Raw genomic sequence first — 18,930 nt, forward strand, 5'->3', positions numbered from 1 at the left:
GCAAAGATAAATCTCTACCCATAAGAAATTCTACCCATAAAAAATGGCAGAAAAAGGGACGGAAAATATCCGCCCCTTTTTAGTATGTTCTATTCCCGGCCCTGCTTTACCTCCCCGGCCGCCTTCACTGCCGCAGGCTTCACCGCATCCCACTTCGCCGCATCCCTCTTCGCCGCATCCCTCTTAACCGCTGCCCTTTTCACCGCCTCAGCCACTGCCTTAGCCACACGTTCATCAAAAGCAGAAGGAATGATATACTCCTCCCCCAGTTCTTCACCGCTGACCAGGCCCGCAATCCCGTAAGCTGCCGCCAGCTTCATGCCGCAGGTGATGTCCCTGGCCCGGCAGTCCAGGGCTCCGCGGAATAATCCTGGAAATACAAGCACATTGTTAATCTGGTTGGGGCAGTCACTCCTCCCGGTAGCCATGACGCGGGCTCCGGCTTCCTTTGCTTCCTCATACATAATTTCAGGCACTGGATTTGCCATGGCAAACACTATGGCATCTTTTTTCATGGTTCTTACCATGTCCTTTGATACCACGCCTGCTGCCGAGACACCGATAAAAACATCCGCGCCGGCAATGACATCCTCAAGCCGCCCCTTTTCCTTCCTTACGTTGGTCATCAGGGAAAGCTTTTCTTTATGCCCATCCATCTTTTCGCGGCCGGGACACAGCGCCCCGTGCTCATCGCAGACAATCAGGTCCTTCACCCCTGCACCAAGCAGCATCTCAGTGATAGCCGTGCCGGCGCTTCCCGGCCCGTTTACAATGACCTTAATCCCATCCATCTGCTTTCCTGTCAGCTTGAGGGCATTGATCAGGGCGGCCGTGGCCACAATGGCGGTGCCGTGCTGGTCATCATGGAAAACAGGAATATCCAGCTCACGCTCCAGCCGCTGCTCAATTTCAAAACAGCGGGGCGCGCTTATATCCTCCAGATTGATGCCTCCGAATGTGGGGGCGATCCTCTTTACAGTCTCTATTATTTCCTCTGTGTCCCTGGTATCCAGACAGATGGGGACCGCGTCCACGCCGCCGAATTTTTTAAAGAGGACGGCTTTTCCCTCCATGACCGGCATGGCGGCCTCCGGGCCGATATCTCCCAGTCCCAGCACAGCGGTTCCGTCCGTCACCACGGCCACCAGGTTGCCTTTTGCCGTATAGGTGTATGCCTCGCTCTTGTCCTCTTTAATTTTCAGACAGGGGGCAGCCACCCCCGGTGTATATGCTGTGCTCAGCTCATCCCTTGTGGTTAAAGGAATCTTGCTTGCCATCTCCAGTTTGCCGTGATTTTCCCGGTGCATTTTTAAAGCCGCCTCTGCATAATCCATATCCCGTGCCTCCCCGCGTCATTTTGTTCCGTACTATTTTTCATCTATATTATTCTTCATCAGCAGCTCTTTCCCCGATATCCCGGGCTCAGTCATCCGCACCGGATCCAGGATATGGTCCAGCTCCTCCTCATCCAGCAGTCCCTCCTGGAGAATTATGCTTCTCACAGACGTACCGGTCTGAAGGGCCTTCTTGGAAATATCCGCCGCCTTCTCATATCCCACATGGGGAGAAAGGGCCGTAATGACTCCAATGCTGTTTTCCACCAGGGAGCGGCATCTCTCCTCATTGGCCGTGATGCCGGATACGCAGTTGTCCACAAATGTCCTGACCGCATAGGCCAGAGTGTCGATGGACTGGAACATACAGTAGAAAATAATGGGCTCAAAGGCGTTCAGCTCCAGCTGTCCGGCTTCCGCCGCCATGGTGATGGTCAGGTCATTTCCAATGATGTTAAAGGCAACCTGGTTTACCACCTCCGGTATGACGGGATTGACCTTGCCCGGCATGATAGAAGATCCGTTCTGCCTGACCGGAAGATTGATTTCATTAAAGCCTGCTTTTGGTCCTGAGGACATCAGTCTGAGGTCGTTGGCAATCTTGGACAGCGTCACCGCACAGGCCTTGATTGCGCCCGATACAGCCACAAAGGGATCCAGATTCTGGGTGGCGTCAATCAGGTCAAAGGCCTGCACAAACTCCATGTTGGACACTTCCGCAAGATTGGGAACGATTCTTCTCAGATAGGCTTCATCCGCATTGATTCCTGTCCCAATGGCAGTGCCGCCCATATTTAAGGTGCACATCTCCTCCATGGCCTTGTCCATACGGCGGATATCCCGCATGACAGCTACCGAGTACGCCTTGAATTCCTGCCCCAGACGGATGGGCACAGCGTCCTGCATCTGGGTGCGCCCCATCTTGATCACATGGTCAAATTCCTCCGCCTTATGGCTAAACTCCCTGTGAAGGCGCATAAGCTCTGATTTCAGGTTTTTTAACAGCCGCAGGGAAGTCATCTTGCCGGCCGTGGGAATCACATCATTGGTGGACTGTCCGCAGTTCACATGGTCGTTGGGGCTGACTATAAAGTAATCACCCTTCTGGCCGCCCAGAATCTCGATGGCGCGGTTGGCAATCACCTCGTTGGCATTCATGTTCAGGGATGTGCCAGCCCCGCCCTGAATGGGGTCAACAATAAAGTCCTCATGGAACCTGCCTTCCAGAATCTCGTCGCATGCCTGTACAATTGCCTCCGCCGTCTTTTTTTCCAGCAGCCCGATTTCGCAGTTGGTGATTGCCGCCGCCTTTTTTATGTATGCAAGACTGTTGATGATTTCCGGGTGCATATTCAGACCAGTAATCTGGAAATTCTCTGCCGCGCGCATGGATTGAACCCCATAGTATACATTTTCCGGCACATCCTTTGCGCCCACTGAATCCATTTCCACCCTGTAATCTTTTCTTCCGTCCATTTTAACGAAACCTCCCATATACGAATGATATAATATCAAGTTGATGTTATTATAAGGCTGGGGTATAATATAATCCAATACATATGGTTCTATATTGATTATAACTTTGATAGTATACTTTTTGGAAAATAAAGGGGGATGTTATGTTTCAGGGAATGGAATACATCTACACGGTCTATCAGGAAAAAAGCTTTTCCAAAGCAGCCAGGAAGCTGTTCATATCACAGCCCTCCTTAAGCGCCACCGTAAAAAGAGTTGAGGAACACATAGGCTATCCTATTTTTGACAGAAGTACAAAGCCCCTGACCCTCACTGAGTTCGGCAAACGGTATATCAGCTCTGTGGAACAAATCATCTCCGTAGAACATGAATTCAGCAGCTTCATGAATGACTGGGGCGGATTAAAAACAGGAAAACTGGTTCTGGGCGGCAGCAGTCTTTTTTCATCATGGGTGCTTCCTCCTCTGATTGGCAGCTTTACACGGCAGTTTCCCATGGTAAAGGTGGAATTGATGGAAGAAAATACATCGGAACTCAAATTACTGCTGCAAAACGGCGGAATCGACCTTATGATTGATAACTGCCAGTTGGACAAGACTGCCTTTGACAGCCGTGTCTACCGAACGGAATACCTGCTTCTGGCAGTGCCGGCAGCCCTTGACGTAAACAGGGAAGCAGCCCGGTACCAGATTCCTCTTGAAATGATTCATGACGGTTCCTTCCTGGACAGCAGCATTGCGCCTGTTCCCCTGGAGCGGTTCAGCGGGGAGCCTTATATCATGCTTAAGCCGGATAATGATACCAGAAAACGGGCGGTGAAAATCCTGGCCGGCCATAACATTACCCCTGACATCCGGTTTGAACTGGACCAGCAGCTTACATCCTACAACATCACCTGTTCCGGAATGGGCATATCCTTCATCAGCGATACTCTGATTAAACAGGTCCCCTTCCACCCCGGCGTGGTGTACTATAAGCTGGACGGCAGCCTCTGCCAGAGGAATCTGTATTTTTACTGGAAAAACGGACGGTATTTCAGCCGGGCCATGGAGGAATTCCTCAATATAGCAAAAGGGGATGCAAAATCAGCGTAAGCCGGTACTGCATCCCTCTTTATTTCATATTATTATCTTCCGCTCCCCTGCCCCGCAGAGCCGAACAGCCTCATCTTTTCCATCACGGACCGTTTCACCGCCTCTATCTCAGGCAGTATCATATCCGTAAGTCCTATTCCTTCCCTGTATCCGCTGCCCGCTGCCCTAGCCCCGGCCTGGTTGATATCTGTAAAAATATTGACCTTGCTGATTCCCCGTTCAACCGCTGTCCTGAAATCAGAGTCAGACAGACCGGATCCGCCGTGAAGGACCAGAGGTGTGGAAATGGTTTCTGCAATTTCCGAAATCCGGTCAAAATTCAGCTTAGGCGGAAGCTTATAGGCTCCATGGGCCGTGCCCACGGCAATGGCCAGTGCATCTGCCCCGGTCCGGTCAATGAAGTCCCGCGCCTGGACCGGATCCGTGTAAAACTGCGACGGTTCGGCCCCAGGGCCGCTTCCTTCAGCGCTTCCTCCTTCATTATCCCCTACATGGCCCAGCTCCGCCTCAATGGAAGCACCAAAGGAATGAGCTGTTTCCGCCATCCTTTTTACATGCTCCATATTGTCCCCGTAGTCCATAGTGGAACAGTCGTACATAATGGAGCTGAATCCCAGTTCCAGAGCCAGCCTGCATGTCTCCTCCCTCAGGCCGTGATCCAAATGCACCACCACCGGAACCGACGCCCTCTCTGCCATGGGAATCAGAAGGTTTGCCAGGTCCTCTAAGGGACCATAGGGCAGCAGTACCTCTGCTGTTCCGATGATAACAGGGGAATCCAGTTCCTCGGCAGCCTCCATCACGCCTCTGGCCAGCTCCAGGTTGACCGTGTTAAACAGTCCCACCGCATACTTCCCCTTCCTGGCGGGAACCAATACATCATTTAAGTTTACCAGCATTGTCCTTTACCTGTCCTTCTTACTTTGTCTTTAATGCGTCGTCAAAGGCAATATCTGACGGTGAGAAATTGATCTTCTTCGTAAACGCGCACGCCTCTGTACCCCCGAAAATACGGTCCATGCCGCTGTCCTCCCATTCAATGGAAAGAGGCCCTTCATAGCCCTTCACATTCAGTATCCGGATGATTTTATCAAAATCCACATCCCCGTGGCCCGGCGATACAAAGTTCCACCCCCGTCTTGGATCTCCGAAGGTGATATGGGAGCCCAGGATTCCATTTCTTCCGTTCAGGTTCACGGCCGCATCCTTGATATGTACATGATATACCCTGGAGGCAAAATCATAGAGGAACATGGCCGGGTCCATTCCCTGCCAAATCAGATGGCTGGGGTCAAAATTAATACCCAGTGTCTCGCGGTATTCAAACACTTCCAGCAGTTTCTGCGTGCTGTAATAGTCAAAGGCGATTTCCGTCGGATGGACCTCCAGGGCAAACTTCACGCCGCACTGGTCAAACACATCGAAGATAGGGGTCCACAGCTCCTTAATCTGTTTAAATCCCTCCTCTACCATTTCCTCTGTGGTCTGGGGGAATGAATACCACATCTTCCAGATAGGTGAACCCATGAAGCCGGTCACCACCTTGACTCCCATGGCCTTCGCGGCCATGGCAGCGTATTTTAACTGCTGTATGCCCCATGCCCTGATTTCCTCCGGCTTGCCCGCCAGTTCTGGGGGCGCGAACCCGTCCAGACGCGGGTCCCACACATCGCCCACACACTGGCCCGGCAGGTGGGCGCCGATAGCCCAGCATCCAAGTCCGTATTTTTCCAGAGTGCCCTTCAGGTTTTTTACATACTCCGGATCCTCTGCTGCCTTCTGTAAATCAATCTGGCCCCAGGAGGCAATCTCCAGTCCGTCGTATCCCATGTCCTTTGCTGTCCTGCACATCTCCTCCAAACCCAAATCAGCCCACTGTCCTGTAAAAATCGTTACCGGTCTTGCCATAATCATTTCCTCCTAAACTCCACCCACGTATTCCCGTTCTGATTGCTTTCCAGACAGGCTTCCACAAACGCCAGCCCCTCAGCGCCCTGGCTCACCGTGGGATAATCCACCATTTCCGCTGTAAACGTTCCATCCTTTTTTGCGCTTACGCATTGTGCAAAGCTGCGGTAGAGATTGCCCATGGCCTCAAACCAGCCTTCGGGATGTCCGGCCGGAATCCTTGCGTATTTACCTGCCCTTTCCCCGATGGCGCCGTATCCGCGGTGTATTTCCCGGATGGTATTGTCTGCGTCAATAACCGTAATCTTATCAGGCGTTTCCTGGAACCATTGGATGGTGCCTTTACTGCCGTAGATACGGATTCTCAGGCTGTTGTCATGGCCCACCGCCACCTGCGACGTCCAGTATATTCCGGTGGCGCCGTTGTCATATTCCACCAGAATGCTGTCGTTGTCATCCAGTACCCGCCCGGGCACAATGACATCCATCTTAGCCAGAAGGCGCTTAATCTTAAGCCCGGTCATGGCAGCCACCGCGTTCTCCACATGGGTGCCTAAGTCTCCCAGACAGTTCACTCCGCCTGACTGACCGGGGTCGCAGCGCCACTCTCCCTGTTTTCCCCCGAAATCGTCCTCAAAGGCAAGCCAGCCCTGGGGATATTCCGCCATGACCGTGCGTACCTCTCCGATGGCGCCGGAGGCCACCAGCTCCCTGGCATATTTTGCAGTCACATAACCCATGTAGGTATAGGTAACCATAAACAGAAGTCCCTTATCCTCTGCCAGGGCTTCCAGCTCCTTTGCCTGCCGGTACGTTGTTGTCACCGGCTTATCGCATACCACATGGATTCCCGCCTCCAAAAAGGCCCGGCAGATTTCATAATGGGACTGGTTGGGGGTGACCACTGTCACAAAGTCAATGCCGTCCTCACGTTCCCCCTCAGCCCTGGCCATTGTCTGGTAATCCTCATAACACCGGTCCGGGGAAATGCCAAGGCTTTCCGCCATCTGCAATGATTTCTCACGGTTTCTTGAAAATACCCCTGCCGCGATGGCTGCTGTTCCATCCAGCCCGATTGCCCGGCGGTGGGCATCGCCGATAAACCCATCCGGACCCCCGCCTACCATTGCGTATGTCAGTCTCTTTGCCATCTTTTTTCTCCTTTCATGGTTGGTTCTGCTGCTTTTTTACGCTCCGCCCTGTCACGGTCTGTATTCCCGTTTGCTCCATCCCTTCCTGATTCTCTCTTTCATTTCCTCCAGGGACCGTAATCCGCTGAGGGCGTCATAAGCAGCCACACAGCATGCCCCTTCTGCTGCTGCCATCTCCACTGCCTCCTTTAAATCAGCTTCTCTGAGAACAGAGGCCAGGAAGGCGGCTATGCTGGTATCCCCCGCGCCTGTGGCGGATACCACTGTATCCGGTTCAAAGCTCGGCTCAAAGCCCTCTTTGCCCTTCCAGGCTTCCATGGAAAGATTCAGCTGCCTGCACATGTCCTCTATGCCGTTTTTGCATGCCGTGCGGTAATAGATGCCTAAAGCGCCGCATTTAATCAGGACAACCCTGGCCCCCATGTCCAGGGCCATCTGACCCAGAGGCTTTACTTCCCGGACCCGGATCACCTCTGTGACGTCCCTTCCATCCGCCCGTTTGGTCCACTCCCGGTAACGCTCCCCATCCAGCATGAAGCACAGCTCCTCGGCGCTTGGCACAAAGAAATCCACATAGGGCAATATGTTTCCCAAAATCCCTTTCCAGTCCGCTCCGGCTGCTTTTGAGGCCGGGTCAATGGCGGCCATGTCTAAGGATATGGCGGTTCCCCCCTCTTTTATCTGCCTGAACATCCGGGCCATCTCTTCCCCCTGGTTCCGGTACATGTTTTGCATCAGGGTGGGATATCCGAAATGGAACAGGTCCGCCTCTTTGATCGCCTCAAAATCAAGATCGCTGCCCGAAAAATTCACATTGGCGCCCGGATCATGAAGGAAAATACGGTCAATTCCCGGAATAGCCAGGACAACGGAATAAGAAGTCTTTTCCTGGTCCGCCAAAATCATATCCTCAGCCGCCCCGTATTTCTCCAGGCAGTTAAGGATAAGGGTTCCCAGTTCATCCTTTCCTATCTTACCCATCAGACGGACATCCACTCCCAGGTGCTTCATGGCCAGGCCTGTATTGGCCACTGCCCCGCCGGGATGGATATTCACCCCCTCCATCTGTACCAGCTGTCCGGGCGCCAGTATCCTTCCTGCCTCCCCCGTGCTTCCTTTCGGGAACAGGGGAGTGATGTCAATGCATATATGTCCTGCCGCCACCGCCCTTTTGTCTTTTGCTGCTCTCTTGTTTTCCGCTGCCCTCTCATCAGCCACCACAACACCCCCTTTCACGGGTTTATGCCTTTGGCCTTTCCAGTTGGCCTTCCTGTTTTACCTTCCTATCCGCTGTTACCATCCTTCACATTCACATCAGACAAGGCCCATCAGGAGATTCATCACATACATTTCCAGCCCCTCAAAGTCTCTGTTCCTCACACATTCCTTCTGGAACTCATAGTCAAACCGGTCCGCCTTTTCTTCCAGTGCCTTAAATATGTTCAGGCTGTTCTCCAGATGCTTATAGCTGTCCTGATCCCTGGTGGTCCTCATGGCTTTTACATCCAGGCCCACATACTCCCCGTTTTCACCGTAGCCATTCTCCTTCAGCACCTTTACCTGGTTAAAGGCAGCCCTCAGGTTTTCCACACCAAAGGCTTTATCCTGGTCATACTTGATACCGTTCTGGTCATTGAGATGGACGGTCATCAGTTTTCCCATTGCCATTGCAAACCCGATTTCATGGGCAGGGTCAAGGCCGGCCAGGATGGCATGGGCGCTCTCCAGATTACCGCCCACCCGTCCCGGGTCAATGGTGGCTGCCGACACTGCCAGCACATGGCCCATGGTCCCGCAGATGCTTCTGTCAATGGGCTCGTTTGGCTTGGGCTCAATGCAAATCCGGATATCAGAATCATATTCCAGCATTTTATTGATGGCCTGAATCAGCATCTTCGTGGCCCATACAGGGGATTTGGACTCCGCGCAGAGGGTGCCCTCCCTTGCCAGCCACAGCACCACCATATTACAGCCCAGCTCCTTTGCAATGTCAATGGAGCGGTAAGCCCTCCACATGGCGTATTCCCTGTCCTCCTCTGAGGTGCTCATAAATCCGCCGTCCGCGGTCCGCCCGTCCATCCAGAGCCTGGGAGCCACAAACTCAGCAGCCAGTCCGTATTTGTCCAGCATCTTTTTAAGGGTTCTGGCCTTTTCCTTTATCTCTTCCTCCGTATAATCATTGATGTTGGGCACCGCATCGTCATCGTGGAACTGGATGGCGGAAAAACCCAGCTCAGCGAATGTTCTGATTTTCTCCTCAAAGGCAATTTCATCTCTGGTCGCGGGTCCGTAGGAGTCCGCTCCTGAATGCACATTCCACGGTCCCACGGAAAACTTGAATTTTGTCATATCCTTACCCTCCTGATTCATCGGTTATCTGTATCTCATACCTATACTATATCAAGTTCCCGGCCTCAAATCCCAAACAAATTTACGGTTCAAACCATGACAAATTTGCTTTTTACTTTACAAGCCCGCCCCCGGAGACGTATACTGTCAGAAAGGGAGGAGATACCATGAACCAGGAGTTTGAAATCATATCCCACAGCCAGATGAACTTTAAGCTTTTTCTTGTAAATATGCTTTACCGCACCCCCCATATCCATAAGGATTTTGAGCTCTGCCTTCTTCTGGACGGCAGTCTCTTTCTTCAGGCCCAAAATGAAACCCACAGCCTGGAAACCGGGGATTTCTTTGTTGTGAATCCATTTCAAAGCCATGAGCTGAAAGCTGATTCCCCTGCCCTCTTAGTTTCATTACAGGTACACCCATCCTTTTTTTCTTCTTACTACCCGCGGATTGCCAATCTGGAATTTACCTCCCTGATTCTTCAAAGGGACGGGACGGATGTCTGCAAAAAACTGTATGACATGATGATAGAGCTTGCCTGCCTTTACCTGAAAAAAGCTGACAAATTTGAATTAAAATGCGTCGGACTTTTAAATCTGCTCTTTGCCGGCCTGCTGGACACCCTGCCCAACAGGCTTCTGTCCGACAAGGAAAAAAACGCCTCCCAGAGCAAGGCTTCACGTATGCGCAAAATCACCCACTATATCGACGAACATTATTCAGAAAAACTTCTCCTGTCGGACATTGCCCGCAAAGAAGATTTGAGCCTTACCTACCTGTCCCACTTTTTTAAGGATTACCTGGGACTTCCCTTTCAGGAATACCTGGCCAAAATCCGATGCGAAAAAGCCCGCCAGCTTTTATTGCTGACGGACTTCCCATTGTTAGACATCTGCATGTCCTGCGGTTTTTCTGATTCCAAATATTTTAACAGCGGCTTCAGGCGGCAGTATGGATGCTCCCCCAAGGAATACCGCCGGAATTTCCGGCACGATGAACTGAAGCAGCAGCAAAAATCCATGCTCACCACCCAGGAGTTCCTGTCTGCGTCCTCCAGCATCGTGCTTTTAGAACGCTGCCTTCTTCCCCAGCCAGCAGGCCCCGCAGCGTGTTCCTGATAAAATCACGGTATGACATGCTCTGCGGACAATTCCTTGATGACAAGACGGTATGTTCCTGACGGAAGTTCCCCGTACATTGTCAGATGATTGATCATGCTCTGTTTGCCTCCGTCCGGTATATAAAACCCCATGCAGTTAAATCCCCAGTTGCCCGGCATGGCCGGAATCTCATACCACACGCCGTCAATCAGAACCTGCAGCTCATAAAATTCACCGCAGCTCCATTCCCCTCCGCTCTCATTGTTAATGGTCACTGCCGCTATATCATTATCCCAGGAATCCAGCGTCATGGTAATTCCCCTGGGAGGATTTAAAGGAGCTGCCGGAACCAGGAACCGGGTATTCCACTGTTCTTTTTCCTGTGTAAATACCCGCGCACACGGAAAGTTTGTAAAAGAGGGCAGTTCTCCTGCACTCTCCCACTCCTTCCTCTGCTTCAGAGCTTCAAAATCATAATCGAATTGATACACAGACCCATTCTGGGCAATCCACCTGCCGTTGGTCCACGCCGCAAACAGGCTCAGTCCATCCTCCCGGCCAATCTCAATTCCGTAAACAGGCAGGGAGGCATCCTTGGCCGACCAGTCTTCCGCCGGCTCTGCCTTTACGGAACTTAAGTCATCCAGTATCTCCCTCTCCTTTTCGCTGTCAAACATATAGTAAAGGCGCACAGAGGTTCCGTCGTATATGAACAGAGTCATGGCGCTGGTTTCAGGCGATGCCTTAGCCAGGAGACCGGAAGAATCCAGCTTCGCAGGCTCTGCTTCACCCTTTAGAACAGGCACTTCCTGCACGTTGAGAGCAGCCTGTTCTGATTCGGCCTGTGTCTCCGTCGGACTCTGTTTTTTTGTTCTTTCTTTTTCATTCTTTTCCGTATCTGCCGTACCTGCCTCAGCTTTTTCAGTACTGTCTGCCGGTGCCTTCCTGTCTCCCGATGAGACTCCGGCCTTTTCTGCCGGCACTGGGGCATCTCCCATCATCTTACCGCAGGCCCCCGCAGCCACCATAACTGAAATCAAAACTGCCGCAATGGTCATCACTTTTCTGCGTTCCATTAATATCTCCTTCTGCCGTCACACTCAGAACCGTCAATCGTTTTGAATATTATAACAGACAACCCCATAAAAACAAAGTATATATCACCAGATTACAGCGGTTTTTCCTCGGTTCCAGTCTGCCCGCTCTGATATCTTCCCACAGGTCCTATTCTTTTTCCCTGACCCATGTTATAATTTAAGCACCTGAATTCACCCCAATACAGAACGGAGAATATATTATGAACGAGCCCCTTCACTTTAAGACACGTGACGAGTTCCGCATTTGGCTGATAAATCACTGCATGTCCGGCGGCGGCATATGGCTGAAGTTTGAAAAGTCAAAGAATACAGCGTTTAAGGCCGGCGATGCCCTGGAAGAGGCACTGTGCTTTGGATGGATTGACGGAGTGATGAAACGGATTGACGATGAATCCTATATCAAATATTTTTCTGCCCGCAGAAAGGACAGCAAATGGTCTGAAAAAAATAAAGCTCTGGCAGAAGACCTGGAAAAACGCGGCCTGATGACTGATTTTGGAAGAGAGAAAATGCAGGAGGCCAGGAAGAACGGTCAATGGGACAAGCCTTCCGGACCGCCTGCTGTCACAGCAGAACAAATCGGGACCGTGGCCGGCCTTTTAAAAGAACATGAGCCGGCCTATACTAATTTTCAGAAAATGCCTCCATCCGTCCAAAAAACCTATACCAGGGCATACTATGATGCCAGGACAGACGACGGACGCGCCAGACGCTTTGCATGGATGGTTGAACGGCTGGAGAAAAATCTGAAACCTATGTGACGGCTTATACGGCAGTCATTTTACTATTTCAGCCCTGCTTTTCTAAACACCTTTTTGCCCTTTTGAATGATGATTCCGTCCATCAGCATGTTCCGGGTCACGGTAAAGTCTATGGATTCCACCCTTTTCTGGCTGACCTGGATGCCGCCCTGTGTGATCAGCCTTCTGGCCTCGCTTTTTGAGGCCGCCAGTCTGCACAGCACCAGGAGATCCATGATATTGATGCTGCCCTGGACAAGTTTTTCCTCCCCAACCTCTGTAAACGGCATGTTGTCATCATCCATGGCCCCGGTAAACAGGGAAACGGAGGTCTCCTTTGCCCTGCGTGCCTCTTCTTCCCCGTGGACCAGAGCAGTCAGGTCATAGGCCAGGATTTCCTTTGCCCTGTTTAGCTGTGCTCCCTCCCATCCGTCCATGGCATCAATCTCTTCCACCGGAATAAAGGTCAGCATACGGATGCATTTCATCACATCCGCGTCCGCGATATTCCTCCAGTACTGGTAAAACTCAAAGGGAGATGTCTTCTCCGGATCCAGCCATACAGCGCCTCTTGCAGTCTTACCCATCTTGTTTCCTTCTGAGTTCATGAGAAGGGTAATGGTCATGGCATACGCGTCCTTTCCCAGCTTCCTCCGAATCAGCTCCGTTCCTCCCAGCATATTAGACCACTGGTCGTCCCCTCCAAACTGCATGTTGCAGCCAAGTTCCTTGTACAGATGGTAAAAATCATAGGACTGCATAATCATGTAATTGAATTCCAGGAATGACAGTCCTTTTTCCATTCTCTGCTTATAGCATTCCGCCCGAAGCATATTGTTTACGGAAAAACAGGCTCCCACGTCCCGGAGCAGTTCAATGTAATTCAGATTCAGCAGCCAGTCCGCATTATTTACAACAATGGCTCCATTCTCCCCGTCAAAATCAATGAACCGTTCCATCTGCCTCTTGAAGCATTCACAGTTGCGGCGAATCACATCCGGCCCCATCATGGAGCGCATGTCGGTGCGGCCCGACGGATCGCCGATGTATCCGGTGCCCCCGCCCAACAGGACCACGGGGCGGTTTCCCGCCATCTGCAGTCTTTTCATCAGACACAGTGCCATAAAATGCCCCACATGCAGGGAATCCGCCGTGGGGTCAAAGCCAATATAGAACTTAGCCTTTCCCGCATTTACAAGCTCTCTTATCTCTGCCTCATCCGTCACCTGCGCAATCAGTCCCCGCGCTTCCAATTCTTCATAAATTCCCATGTCTTCCTCCTTTTAGACAAAAAAATAAGCCCCTGCAGCAGCTTGCTGCAGAGGGCAGGTTATGCGGTACCACCTCTGTACTTGAATGTCCTTCACAGAACATTCCTCATCGAGTGTCTGTCAACACTCTCACGCTGTATCGGGCGTTCCCGTCAAACCCTACTAAAACCTTCAGGCTGCTGCTCCGGAGCGTATTCATACAGTCTTTCCTGCGTCCTTCCACCAACCGGGCGCTCTCTGTAAGAAAAGCCTCTGTACTACTGTTCTCCTTCATGGCATTCTTTATTACATGTGCAGTATAGCAGGGGACGCGTCAAAAGGGAAGTCACAGATTTACACATGTGTGACAGGAGACATCTGATATTTTTTAATCTCTTCCGGCAGGGTTTCACAAATCAGCCGCGCCATCTTCTCAGCCGGAAGATCTATATTGCCAAGCATCCACTGAATCACCATGTCGCTTCCGCCGCGCACAGCTATTTCAATGGAAAACCACATAATCTCAGACCGGATGTCGGCTCCCCTTTGCTTTAGGAATGTCTCATAAATCCTTCTGGTAATCTCGATATCATGATTCTTCAGGCCATTGATATCACGGCTCTCATATGCATGTTTCAGGACACTGCGCTTTTGCCGGTAAATCTTCAGGCACTGGGTCAGCGCTTCCTCCAGACCGGCGCCCAACACAATGCTGCCAAAGCTCTCTTCGTAAAATTCATCGTAATACCAGTTTACCAGTTCGTACTTATCACAGAAATGACGGTAAAAGGTCCTTCTTGATACGCCTGCCATCTTTACAATTTCACTTACCGGGATATCATCCAGGCTTTTTCTGCTCAACAGATATTCTATGGATTCTGACAATTTTTTCCTGCTGTCTGCTATCTCATCCAACGCAACTCTTACCCTTCTTGTACGATTTTTGCACCTCTTGTGCTGATACATGCTGATATTATATCCTTTCCCGCCGTTCATGGCAATATCCAGACTAATATACGGCGCTGCATTCTTTCAGGCGGAAATCAGATTACAGAAAGGGACCTGCTGGACATGCTTAAAGAAACGCTGCTTCGGACTTCCATGAAACAGTGCGGCTCCGCTTACAGTTTTAGTAAACAGGAGATATATTCATTTTCATGTTGACACAGCCATTGTGTTATGAGATACTTTTATATATAGTATCGAATACTACATATGGAGGTGTTGTATGAAAACAGCGATTTTAATTGATTCTGGCTGCGATGTATCCCATGAGTTAATCCAGAGATTTCACATGAAGGTAATGCACCTTCATATCATTTATCCGGAACGAGATTATGTTGACGGGGTGGATATTCTGCCTGAGACCATTTATCAGCGTTTTCCGGGAGAAATTCCCGCCACTTCAACCCCCAGTCCCCAGGATGTGAAAGATATGGCTGAAGAAATAAAGGCTGAGGGCTATACCCATGTGCTGGCATTCTGTATTTCCAGTGGATTAAGCGGTACATATAATACGGTGGGAAGCATTCTGGGGGATGAAAAGGAGCTGACTTCCTTTGTGCTGGACACCAGGAGTATTTCCTTTGGAGCAGGTATACTGGCCGTATGGGCAGCGATGCAGCTGGAAGAAGGCAGAAGTTTTGATGAGCTGAAAGAAATGCTTCCCAAAAAGGTGGGGGATTCCAAGGTTTTCTATTATATGGATACACTGACCTACCTGCGAAAGGGAGGCCGAATTGGTCTGGTCACCTCCGTGGTAGGCAGCATTCTAAACATAAAACCCATTATCTCCTGCAATGAGGACGGAGTATACTATACTGCCGCCAAGATACGCGGAGCCAGGCAGGGACTATCCCGGCTGCTGACAGAAGCCAGGTCCTTTGCAGGCGGCCGCCCCTGCCTGACCGCCCTGTTAAACGGTCAGGGGCAGGATGCATCCGATGAACTGAGACCCCGGCTGATTGCCGGTATCCCGGAAGGACGCCTGATTATGGAAAAGGCCATCACCGCGTCCCTGGCTGTACACACCGGTCCCGGACTGGTGGGAATCGGTGTGCTTCGCCTGTAGCAGGCACAAATATATTCACACTTGCCGCATATGAAACATCCTGCGGCATTCTTTTTGCCATGCCTTCTGAACCACGGAACTTCCTGCAAAATATCCGTTTCTCTTTCCTCTCTAACTTACCTCCGTTCTGGCCTCAAACCCGAATTCAGCTCCTGCCTCCCGTAAATTCCCCTCCAGTTCCAATCCGCGCATAAGCGTTCCGTTTACTGCTAAAAGAATATATTTTTCCTGTGTATTATCAGCCATATTTTCCGCCTCCTCCGCATCTTATCAATCTCTTACCTGCGTCCAAGCTGCCAGAAAGCAACGGCGCTTGCCGCAGCGACATTTAACGAATCAACGCCGTGAGACATGGGAATGCGGACCGTATAATCACAGCCCGCAATGGTTCCTGCCGCCAGCCCATCCCCTTCTGTCCCCAGGATAATAGCCAGTTTTTCCTCTGACATCAAACCGGAATCATCAATACTGACAGAGTCATCGTTTAATGCCATGGCAGCTGTCGCAAATCCCAGCTCCCGCAAAAATCCCACCCCCTCCTGAGGCCAGGACAGCCGGCTGTCCAGAAAGGTCCATGGAATCTGGAAAACGGTTCCCATGCTCACCCGTACGGCGCGGCGGTAGAGAGGATTGCTGCAGGCGGATGTCAGCAGAACTCCGTCCATATTCAGGGCTGCTGCTGAGCGGAATATAGCTCCTACATTGGTGGGATTCATGACATTTTCCAGCACAGCAATCCGGCGCGCCCCTTCGCAGATTTCCTCAGGCCCGGGCAGGGGCGGCCGGTACATTGCACAGAGCATGCCCCGTGTCAGGTGAAACCCGGTAAGCTGTGTCAATACATCAAATTCCGCCGCATACACTGGGATTTCACCGCAGCGCTGTATTATTTCCCGTGCCTGGCTTTCCACATGCTTCTTTTCCATCAGCATGGATATGGGAACGCATCCCGCGTCCAGAGCGCGCTCTATCACCTTGGGGCTTTCAGCAATAAAAACGCCCTTGTCCGGTTCATGACGTTTTAAAAGCTGCCCCTCTGTAAGCCGGGCGTAAATATCCAGCTCCGGGGCCGCAAAATCTGTTATTTCAATTATATTTGGCATATGGTATCTCCTGGTCTTCTTTCGCTGTTTCCTGTTTTCCTGTTTAATTCCATTACCTGGAATAGGGCCTTATTGCCCTGATGATTATTAATTATAGTATATAAAGCCCTGAGAATCCATGGTTTTATGAAAAGTCCGGCCTGGACCGGCAGCTGATTAAAATAGAAAAAGAGCTGGGGCAACAGCTCTTGAAATTGCTTTAGCACATTTTCTCAAAAAACTCGTACATCAAACGCATAAGCTCCACACCGCTCCTGAATCCCACATCCCCATATTTAGAGCGGAATATCCCCTGTATCCCTGCGTCCTGACGGCCCACAACCCGGACAGAGGCCGCGGGATAAACCGGAAATTCCCTTAAAACCTCCCGCTCAAAACCATACTCCTTCTTTATTTTCCCTCTCAAATCCACAAAGGGAACCGTTACTGCATCTTTATTCCGTTTACCGGTCAGACTCCGGGGGACTCTCCCTCTCATGGGGGCACCCACTGCATCCATTATATCTTCCATAATGAAGATCATCTGGTCAAGCCCCTGGAAGTATAATAATTTTTCCACATGGAATGATTTTACATACCCTCTGGCAATCCCTTCTGAAAATGACTGGAGGCCAATCAGAAATGTATATGTATATTCCGGATAACGCCCTCCGTCACGGGCAATTTCATCCTCCATGATTATAAATTTTTCTATTTCTCCCATGGCCCTCTCCTATTAAATTTTATCCTGCCTGTCTGTCCTGCAATTCATATCTGTCCTGTAATTCATGCCTGGCCGGTCTTTCGTATCCGTCCAGCGATGCAGGATTGTTCCGATTGCCTCATCCTCAGTGGATGCCTTCTGTCCTGTCAGATAGATACACGCCTCCTTCCATTCTTCCTGTGTAAAGTCATCTCTGTTACGCAGGATGAATTCCCTCAGCCACCGTTCTTCCACGTGCATGAATCGTAAATCTGACATATACTCACATTTTGCCTTCAAGGCCAGATACTCTAACAAGGAACAACTCACCATCTCTGTATCTCCTTCCTTAAGCAGCACCAATCCGGTGATGCATGTGAACTCCGGCGTTTTCATGTGGATTACCCCAGAATAATCATTCTGTGGTACTTTCTCCGCCTGGGCGTGTATCAAAAAGAATCCGCTAAGGATTTTATAGGAAACTCAGAGGAACAATCAAGCAAATTTGACACACCAAGAAACCGGCAAGTATTTTTTTCCTTCCCGGTCTTGTTTGCTTTGAGGAAAAATAATATATGTATATTGACGCAGTCCGCCTTTTATTATAAAATACAAGAAGATTGTAATTTTGGTTTGCAGAAATGCCGGCATGATACCACAGAATGATTATTCTGTGGTATTTTAATGTCCTTTGCAATTCCCATACGGTTCATCACTTTCTCATAATGTTTCAGGCTGGATGCCACGTAAATCCGCGTTGTCTCTATGGAGGTATGTCCCAGAATATCTGCCAGATGTGCCAGATTTTTCTCGATGGCATAGAAGCTCTTTGCAAACAGATGACGGAAATTATGAGGAAATACCTTTGACTGGTCCACCCTCGCCTCCCGGCATATTTTCTTCATGGAATGGCATATATTACTTCTGTCCAGACATTTTCCGCTCTTTGTCCTGAATATACATCCGCTTTTTATATCTGCATCCCTTATATACTCCTTAAGCTGTCTGACCAGATTTCTTGGAAAAATAATGACCCTGTATTTTCCCTTCATATTTATTTCAGCATTTCCCTGATAAACAGCCTCCACAGTCACATATGGCAGTTCACTGATTCGTATGCCTGTCCCGTACAAAACCAGCATGAGGAAATATAACTGGGTCTTTCCTGTACGGCTGGCTGTCTCCAACAGCCGTCTGCAGTCCTGTTCTGTCAGATCCCGTTTCTCATCCATATAGATTCTTTTCTGGACCTTCAGGAATTTCACTTTATGGGCCTCCAATCCCATACACTTTAAATATGCGTTTATGGCTGAAAGTTTTCCGTTCACGGTCCGGGCCCTGCATCGACGGCTGAGATGCCCCCGGTACTGTATCAGCAACTCTTTGCTGATACATTCCTGTCCCATAAAATCAAGCATCTCTCTCACATCATGAAGATACTTGTTTATGGTTGATTTTGATTTTTCCTCGTCACACAAATACGATTCAAATTTCATCAGCAGCATTTCCATTTCCATTTCCATAAAACCCTCCATTTCAGCCCTGTTAACAAGTTGTCATTGATGTCATATAGGA

Annotated in this window: 19 protein-coding genes and 1 other annotated feature; of the genes, 4 read left to right on the plus strand and 15 right to left on the minus strand. The window is 50.3% G+C overall.

All coding sequences use genetic code 11. The annotated features are described in order from the left end of the window. Nucleotides 1-89: 89 nt before the first annotated feature. Nucleotides 90-1,334, minus strand: coding sequence for an NAD(P)-dependent malic enzyme (locus tag LI015_RS07290; protein WP_002564977.1), 1,245 nt, complete (start codon nucleotides 1,332-1,334; stop codon nucleotides 90-92). Between the two features lie 33 nt (nucleotides 1,335-1,367). Next, a complete protein-coding gene (locus LI015_RS07295) occupies nucleotides 1,368-2,810 on the minus strand; it encodes an aspartate ammonia-lyase (RefSeq protein ID WP_002564978.1) in 1,443 nt (480 codons plus the stop codon). Between the two features lie 143 nt (nucleotides 2,811-2,953). Between LI015_RS07295 and LI015_RS07300 the strand changes: the two genes are divergently transcribed. Continuing rightward, complete coding sequence (locus tag LI015_RS07300) at nucleotides 2,954-3,904, plus strand: LysR family transcriptional regulator (protein WP_227124396.1); 951 nt, start codon at nucleotides 2,954-2,956, stop codon at nucleotides 3,902-3,904. 32 nt (nucleotides 3,905-3,936) lie between these two features. Here the strand turns inward: LI015_RS07300 and LI015_RS07305 are convergent, their stop codons facing one another. The 5 genes from LI015_RS07305 to LI015_RS07325 all read right to left on the minus strand — a co-directional run bounded on the left by LI015_RS07305 (nucleotide 3,937) and on the right by LI015_RS07325 (nucleotide 9,312). Beyond that, complete coding sequence (locus LI015_RS07305; RefSeq protein ID WP_227124397.1) at nucleotides 3,937-4,803, minus strand: class II fructose-bisphosphate aldolase; 867 nt, start codon at nucleotides 4,801-4,803, stop codon at nucleotides 3,937-3,939. 19 nt (nucleotides 4,804-4,822) lie between these two features. Next, nucleotides 4,823-5,812, minus strand: coding sequence for a sugar phosphate isomerase/epimerase family protein (locus tag LI015_RS07310; protein ID WP_002564981.1), 990 nt, complete (start codon nucleotides 5,810-5,812; stop codon nucleotides 4,823-4,825). A gap of 2 nt (nucleotides 5,813-5,814) precedes the next feature. Then, the gene (locus tag LI015_RS07315; RefSeq protein ID WP_002564982.1) at nucleotides 5,815-6,963 is read right to left on the minus strand and encodes a Gfo/Idh/MocA family protein; all 1,149 of its coding nucleotides are present in this window, start codon (nucleotides 6,961-6,963) and stop codon (nucleotides 5,815-5,817) included. Between the two features lie 51 nt (nucleotides 6,964-7,014). Beyond that, on the minus strand, nucleotides 7,015-8,181 hold the full coding sequence (locus tag LI015_RS07320) for a carbohydrate kinase family protein (RefSeq protein ID WP_227124399.1): 1,167 nt from the start codon (nucleotides 8,179-8,181) through the stop codon (nucleotides 7,015-7,017). A 96-nt stretch (nucleotides 8,182-8,277) separates the two neighbouring features. Next, the gene (locus LI015_RS07325) at nucleotides 8,278-9,312 is read right to left on the minus strand and encodes a TIM barrel protein (RefSeq protein ID WP_002572678.1); all 1,035 of its coding nucleotides are present in this window, start codon (nucleotides 9,310-9,312) and stop codon (nucleotides 8,278-8,280) included. 167 nt (nucleotides 9,313-9,479) lie between these two features. On the opposite strand from LI015_RS07325, the gene LI015_RS07330 reads away from it, so the two are divergent. Continuing rightward, nucleotides 9,480-10,430, plus strand: coding sequence for an AraC family transcriptional regulator (locus LI015_RS07330; protein ID WP_002564985.1), 951 nt, complete (start codon nucleotides 9,480-9,482; stop codon nucleotides 10,428-10,430). A gap of 5 nt (nucleotides 10,431-10,435) precedes the next feature. Here LI015_RS07330 and LI015_RS07335 read toward each other — a convergent pair whose 3' ends face one another. After that, the gene (locus LI015_RS07335; protein WP_227124401.1) at nucleotides 10,436-11,488 is read right to left on the minus strand and encodes an immunoglobulin-like domain-containing protein; all 1,053 of its coding nucleotides are present in this window, start codon (nucleotides 11,486-11,488) and stop codon (nucleotides 10,436-10,438) included. A 221-nt stretch (nucleotides 11,489-11,709) separates the two neighbouring features. Between LI015_RS07335 and LI015_RS07340 the strand changes: the two genes are divergently transcribed. Continuing rightward, on the plus strand, nucleotides 11,710-12,270 hold the full coding sequence (locus tag LI015_RS07340; protein ID WP_227124402.1) for a YdeI/OmpD-associated family protein: 561 nt from the start codon (nucleotides 11,710-11,712) through the stop codon (nucleotides 12,268-12,270). 23 nt (nucleotides 12,271-12,293) lie between these two features. Here LI015_RS07340 and tyrS read toward each other — a convergent pair whose 3' ends face one another. Further along, complete coding sequence (tyrS, locus tag LI015_RS07345; protein WP_002564988.1) at nucleotides 12,294-13,520, minus strand: tyrosine--tRNA ligase; 1,227 nt, start codon at nucleotides 13,518-13,520, stop codon at nucleotides 12,294-12,296. A 47-nt stretch (nucleotides 13,521-13,567) separates the two neighbouring features. After that, nucleotides 13,568-13,803: a binding site (T-box leader), on the minus strand. 50 nt (nucleotides 13,804-13,853) lie between these two features. After that, the gene (locus tag LI015_RS07350; RefSeq protein ID WP_227124403.1) at nucleotides 13,854-14,414 is read right to left on the minus strand and encodes a TetR family transcriptional regulator; all 561 of its coding nucleotides are present in this window, start codon (nucleotides 14,412-14,414) and stop codon (nucleotides 13,854-13,856) included. 313 nt (nucleotides 14,415-14,727) lie between these two features. Between LI015_RS07350 and LI015_RS07355 the strand changes: the two genes are divergently transcribed. Beyond that, nucleotides 14,728-15,570, plus strand: coding sequence for a DegV family protein (locus LI015_RS07355; RefSeq protein ID WP_002564990.1), 843 nt, complete (start codon nucleotides 14,728-14,730; stop codon nucleotides 15,568-15,570). Between the two features lie 111 nt (nucleotides 15,571-15,681). Here LI015_RS07355 and LI015_RS28180 read toward each other — a convergent pair whose 3' ends face one another. The 5 genes from LI015_RS28180 to LI015_RS07375 form a co-directional block, all read right to left on the minus strand. Further along, on the minus strand, nucleotides 15,682-15,816 hold the full coding sequence (locus LI015_RS28180) for a hypothetical protein (protein WP_002564991.1): 135 nt from the start codon (nucleotides 15,814-15,816) through the stop codon (nucleotides 15,682-15,684). Nucleotides 15,817-15,848: 32 nt separating this feature from the next. Further along, nucleotides 15,849-16,673, minus strand: coding sequence for a TrmH family RNA methyltransferase (locus tag LI015_RS07360; protein ID WP_227124404.1), 825 nt, complete (start codon nucleotides 16,671-16,673; stop codon nucleotides 15,849-15,851). 199 nt (nucleotides 16,674-16,872) lie between these two features. Next, nucleotides 16,873-17,376, minus strand: a complete 504-nt coding sequence (locus LI015_RS07365; RefSeq protein ID WP_054353859.1) for a hypothetical protein — start codon at nucleotides 17,374-17,376, stop codon at nucleotides 16,873-16,875. A 12-nt stretch (nucleotides 17,377-17,388) separates the two neighbouring features. Then, complete coding sequence (locus LI015_RS07370) at nucleotides 17,389-17,751, minus strand: hypothetical protein (protein ID WP_227124405.1); 363 nt, start codon at nucleotides 17,749-17,751, stop codon at nucleotides 17,389-17,391. Between the two features lie 206 nt (nucleotides 17,752-17,957). Beyond that, nucleotides 17,958-18,872: a tyrosine-type recombinase/integrase gene (locus LI015_RS07375; RefSeq protein WP_334291986.1), complete on the minus strand. Its 915-nt coding sequence runs from the start codon at nucleotides 18,870-18,872 to the stop codon at nucleotides 17,958-17,960. Nucleotides 18,873-18,930 lie beyond the last annotated feature (58 nt).

The sequence above is a fragment of the Enterocloster sp. 210928-DFI.2.20 genome (genome assembly GCF_020554465.1).
GTDB classification, from domain to species: domain Bacteria; phylum Bacillota; class Clostridia; order Lachnospirales; family Lachnospiraceae; genus Enterocloster; species Enterocloster bolteae.

Bases quoted from the DNA above. Each gene is read 5' to 3' on its own strand.
- LI015_RS07300 (WP_227124396.1), top strand. From the start codon at position 2,954: ATGTTTCAGGGAATGGAATACATCTACACGGTCTATCAGGAAAAAAGC.
- LI015_RS07295 (WP_002564978.1), bottom strand. From the start codon at position 2,810: ATGGACGGAAGAAAAGATTACAGGGTGGAAATGGATTCAGTGGGCGCA.
- LI015_RS07330 (WP_002564985.1), top strand. From the start codon at position 9,480: ATGAACCAGGAGTTTGAAATCATATCCCACAGCCAGATGAACTTTAAG.
- LI015_RS07290 (WP_002564977.1), bottom strand. From the start codon at position 1,334: ATGGATTATGCAGAGGCGGCTTTAAAAATGCACCGGGAAAATCACGGC.
- LI015_RS07355 (WP_002564990.1), top strand. From the start codon at position 14,728: ATGAAAACAGCGATTTTAATTGATTCTGGCTGCGATGTATCCCATGAG.
- tyrS (WP_002564988.1), bottom strand. From the start codon at position 13,520: ATGGGAATTTATGAAGAATTGGAAGCGCGGGGACTGATTGCGCAGGTG.
- LI015_RS07365 (WP_054353859.1), bottom strand. From the start codon at position 17,376: ATGGGAGAAATAGAAAAATTTATAATCATGGAGGATGAAATTGCCCGT.
- LI015_RS07325 (WP_002572678.1), bottom strand. From the start codon at position 9,312: ATGACAAAATTCAAGTTTTCCGTGGGACCGTGGAATGTGCATTCAGGA.
- LI015_RS07360 (WP_227124404.1), bottom strand. From the start codon at position 16,673: ATGCCAAATATAATTGAAATAACAGATTTTGCGGCCCCGGAGCTGGAT.
- LI015_RS07310 (WP_002564981.1), bottom strand. From the start codon at position 5,812: ATGGCAAGACCGGTAACGATTTTTACAGGACAGTGGGCTGATTTGGGT.
- LI015_RS07375 (WP_334291986.1), bottom strand. From the start codon at position 18,872: ATGGAAATGGAAATGCTGCTGATGAAATTTGAATCGTATTTGTGTGAC.
- LI015_RS07335 (WP_227124401.1), bottom strand. From the start codon at position 11,488: ATGGAACGCAGAAAAGTGATGACCATTGCGGCAGTTTTGATTTCAGTT.
- LI015_RS28180 (WP_002564991.1), bottom strand. From the start codon at position 15,816: ATGGCTGATAATACACAGGAAAAATATATTCTTTTAGCAGTAAACGGA.
- LI015_RS07340 (WP_227124402.1), top strand. From the start codon at position 11,710: ATGAACGAGCCCCTTCACTTTAAGACACGTGACGAGTTCCGCATTTGG.
- LI015_RS07315 (WP_002564982.1), bottom strand. From the start codon at position 6,963: ATGGCAAAGAGACTGACATACGCAATGGTAGGCGGGGGTCCGGATGGG.
- LI015_RS07305 (WP_227124397.1), bottom strand. From the start codon at position 4,803: ATGCTGGTAAACTTAAATGATGTATTGGTTCCCGCCAGGAAGGGGAAG.
- LI015_RS07370 (WP_227124405.1), bottom strand. From the start codon at position 17,751: ATGAAAACGCCGGAGTTCACATGCATCACCGGATTGGTGCTGCTTAAG.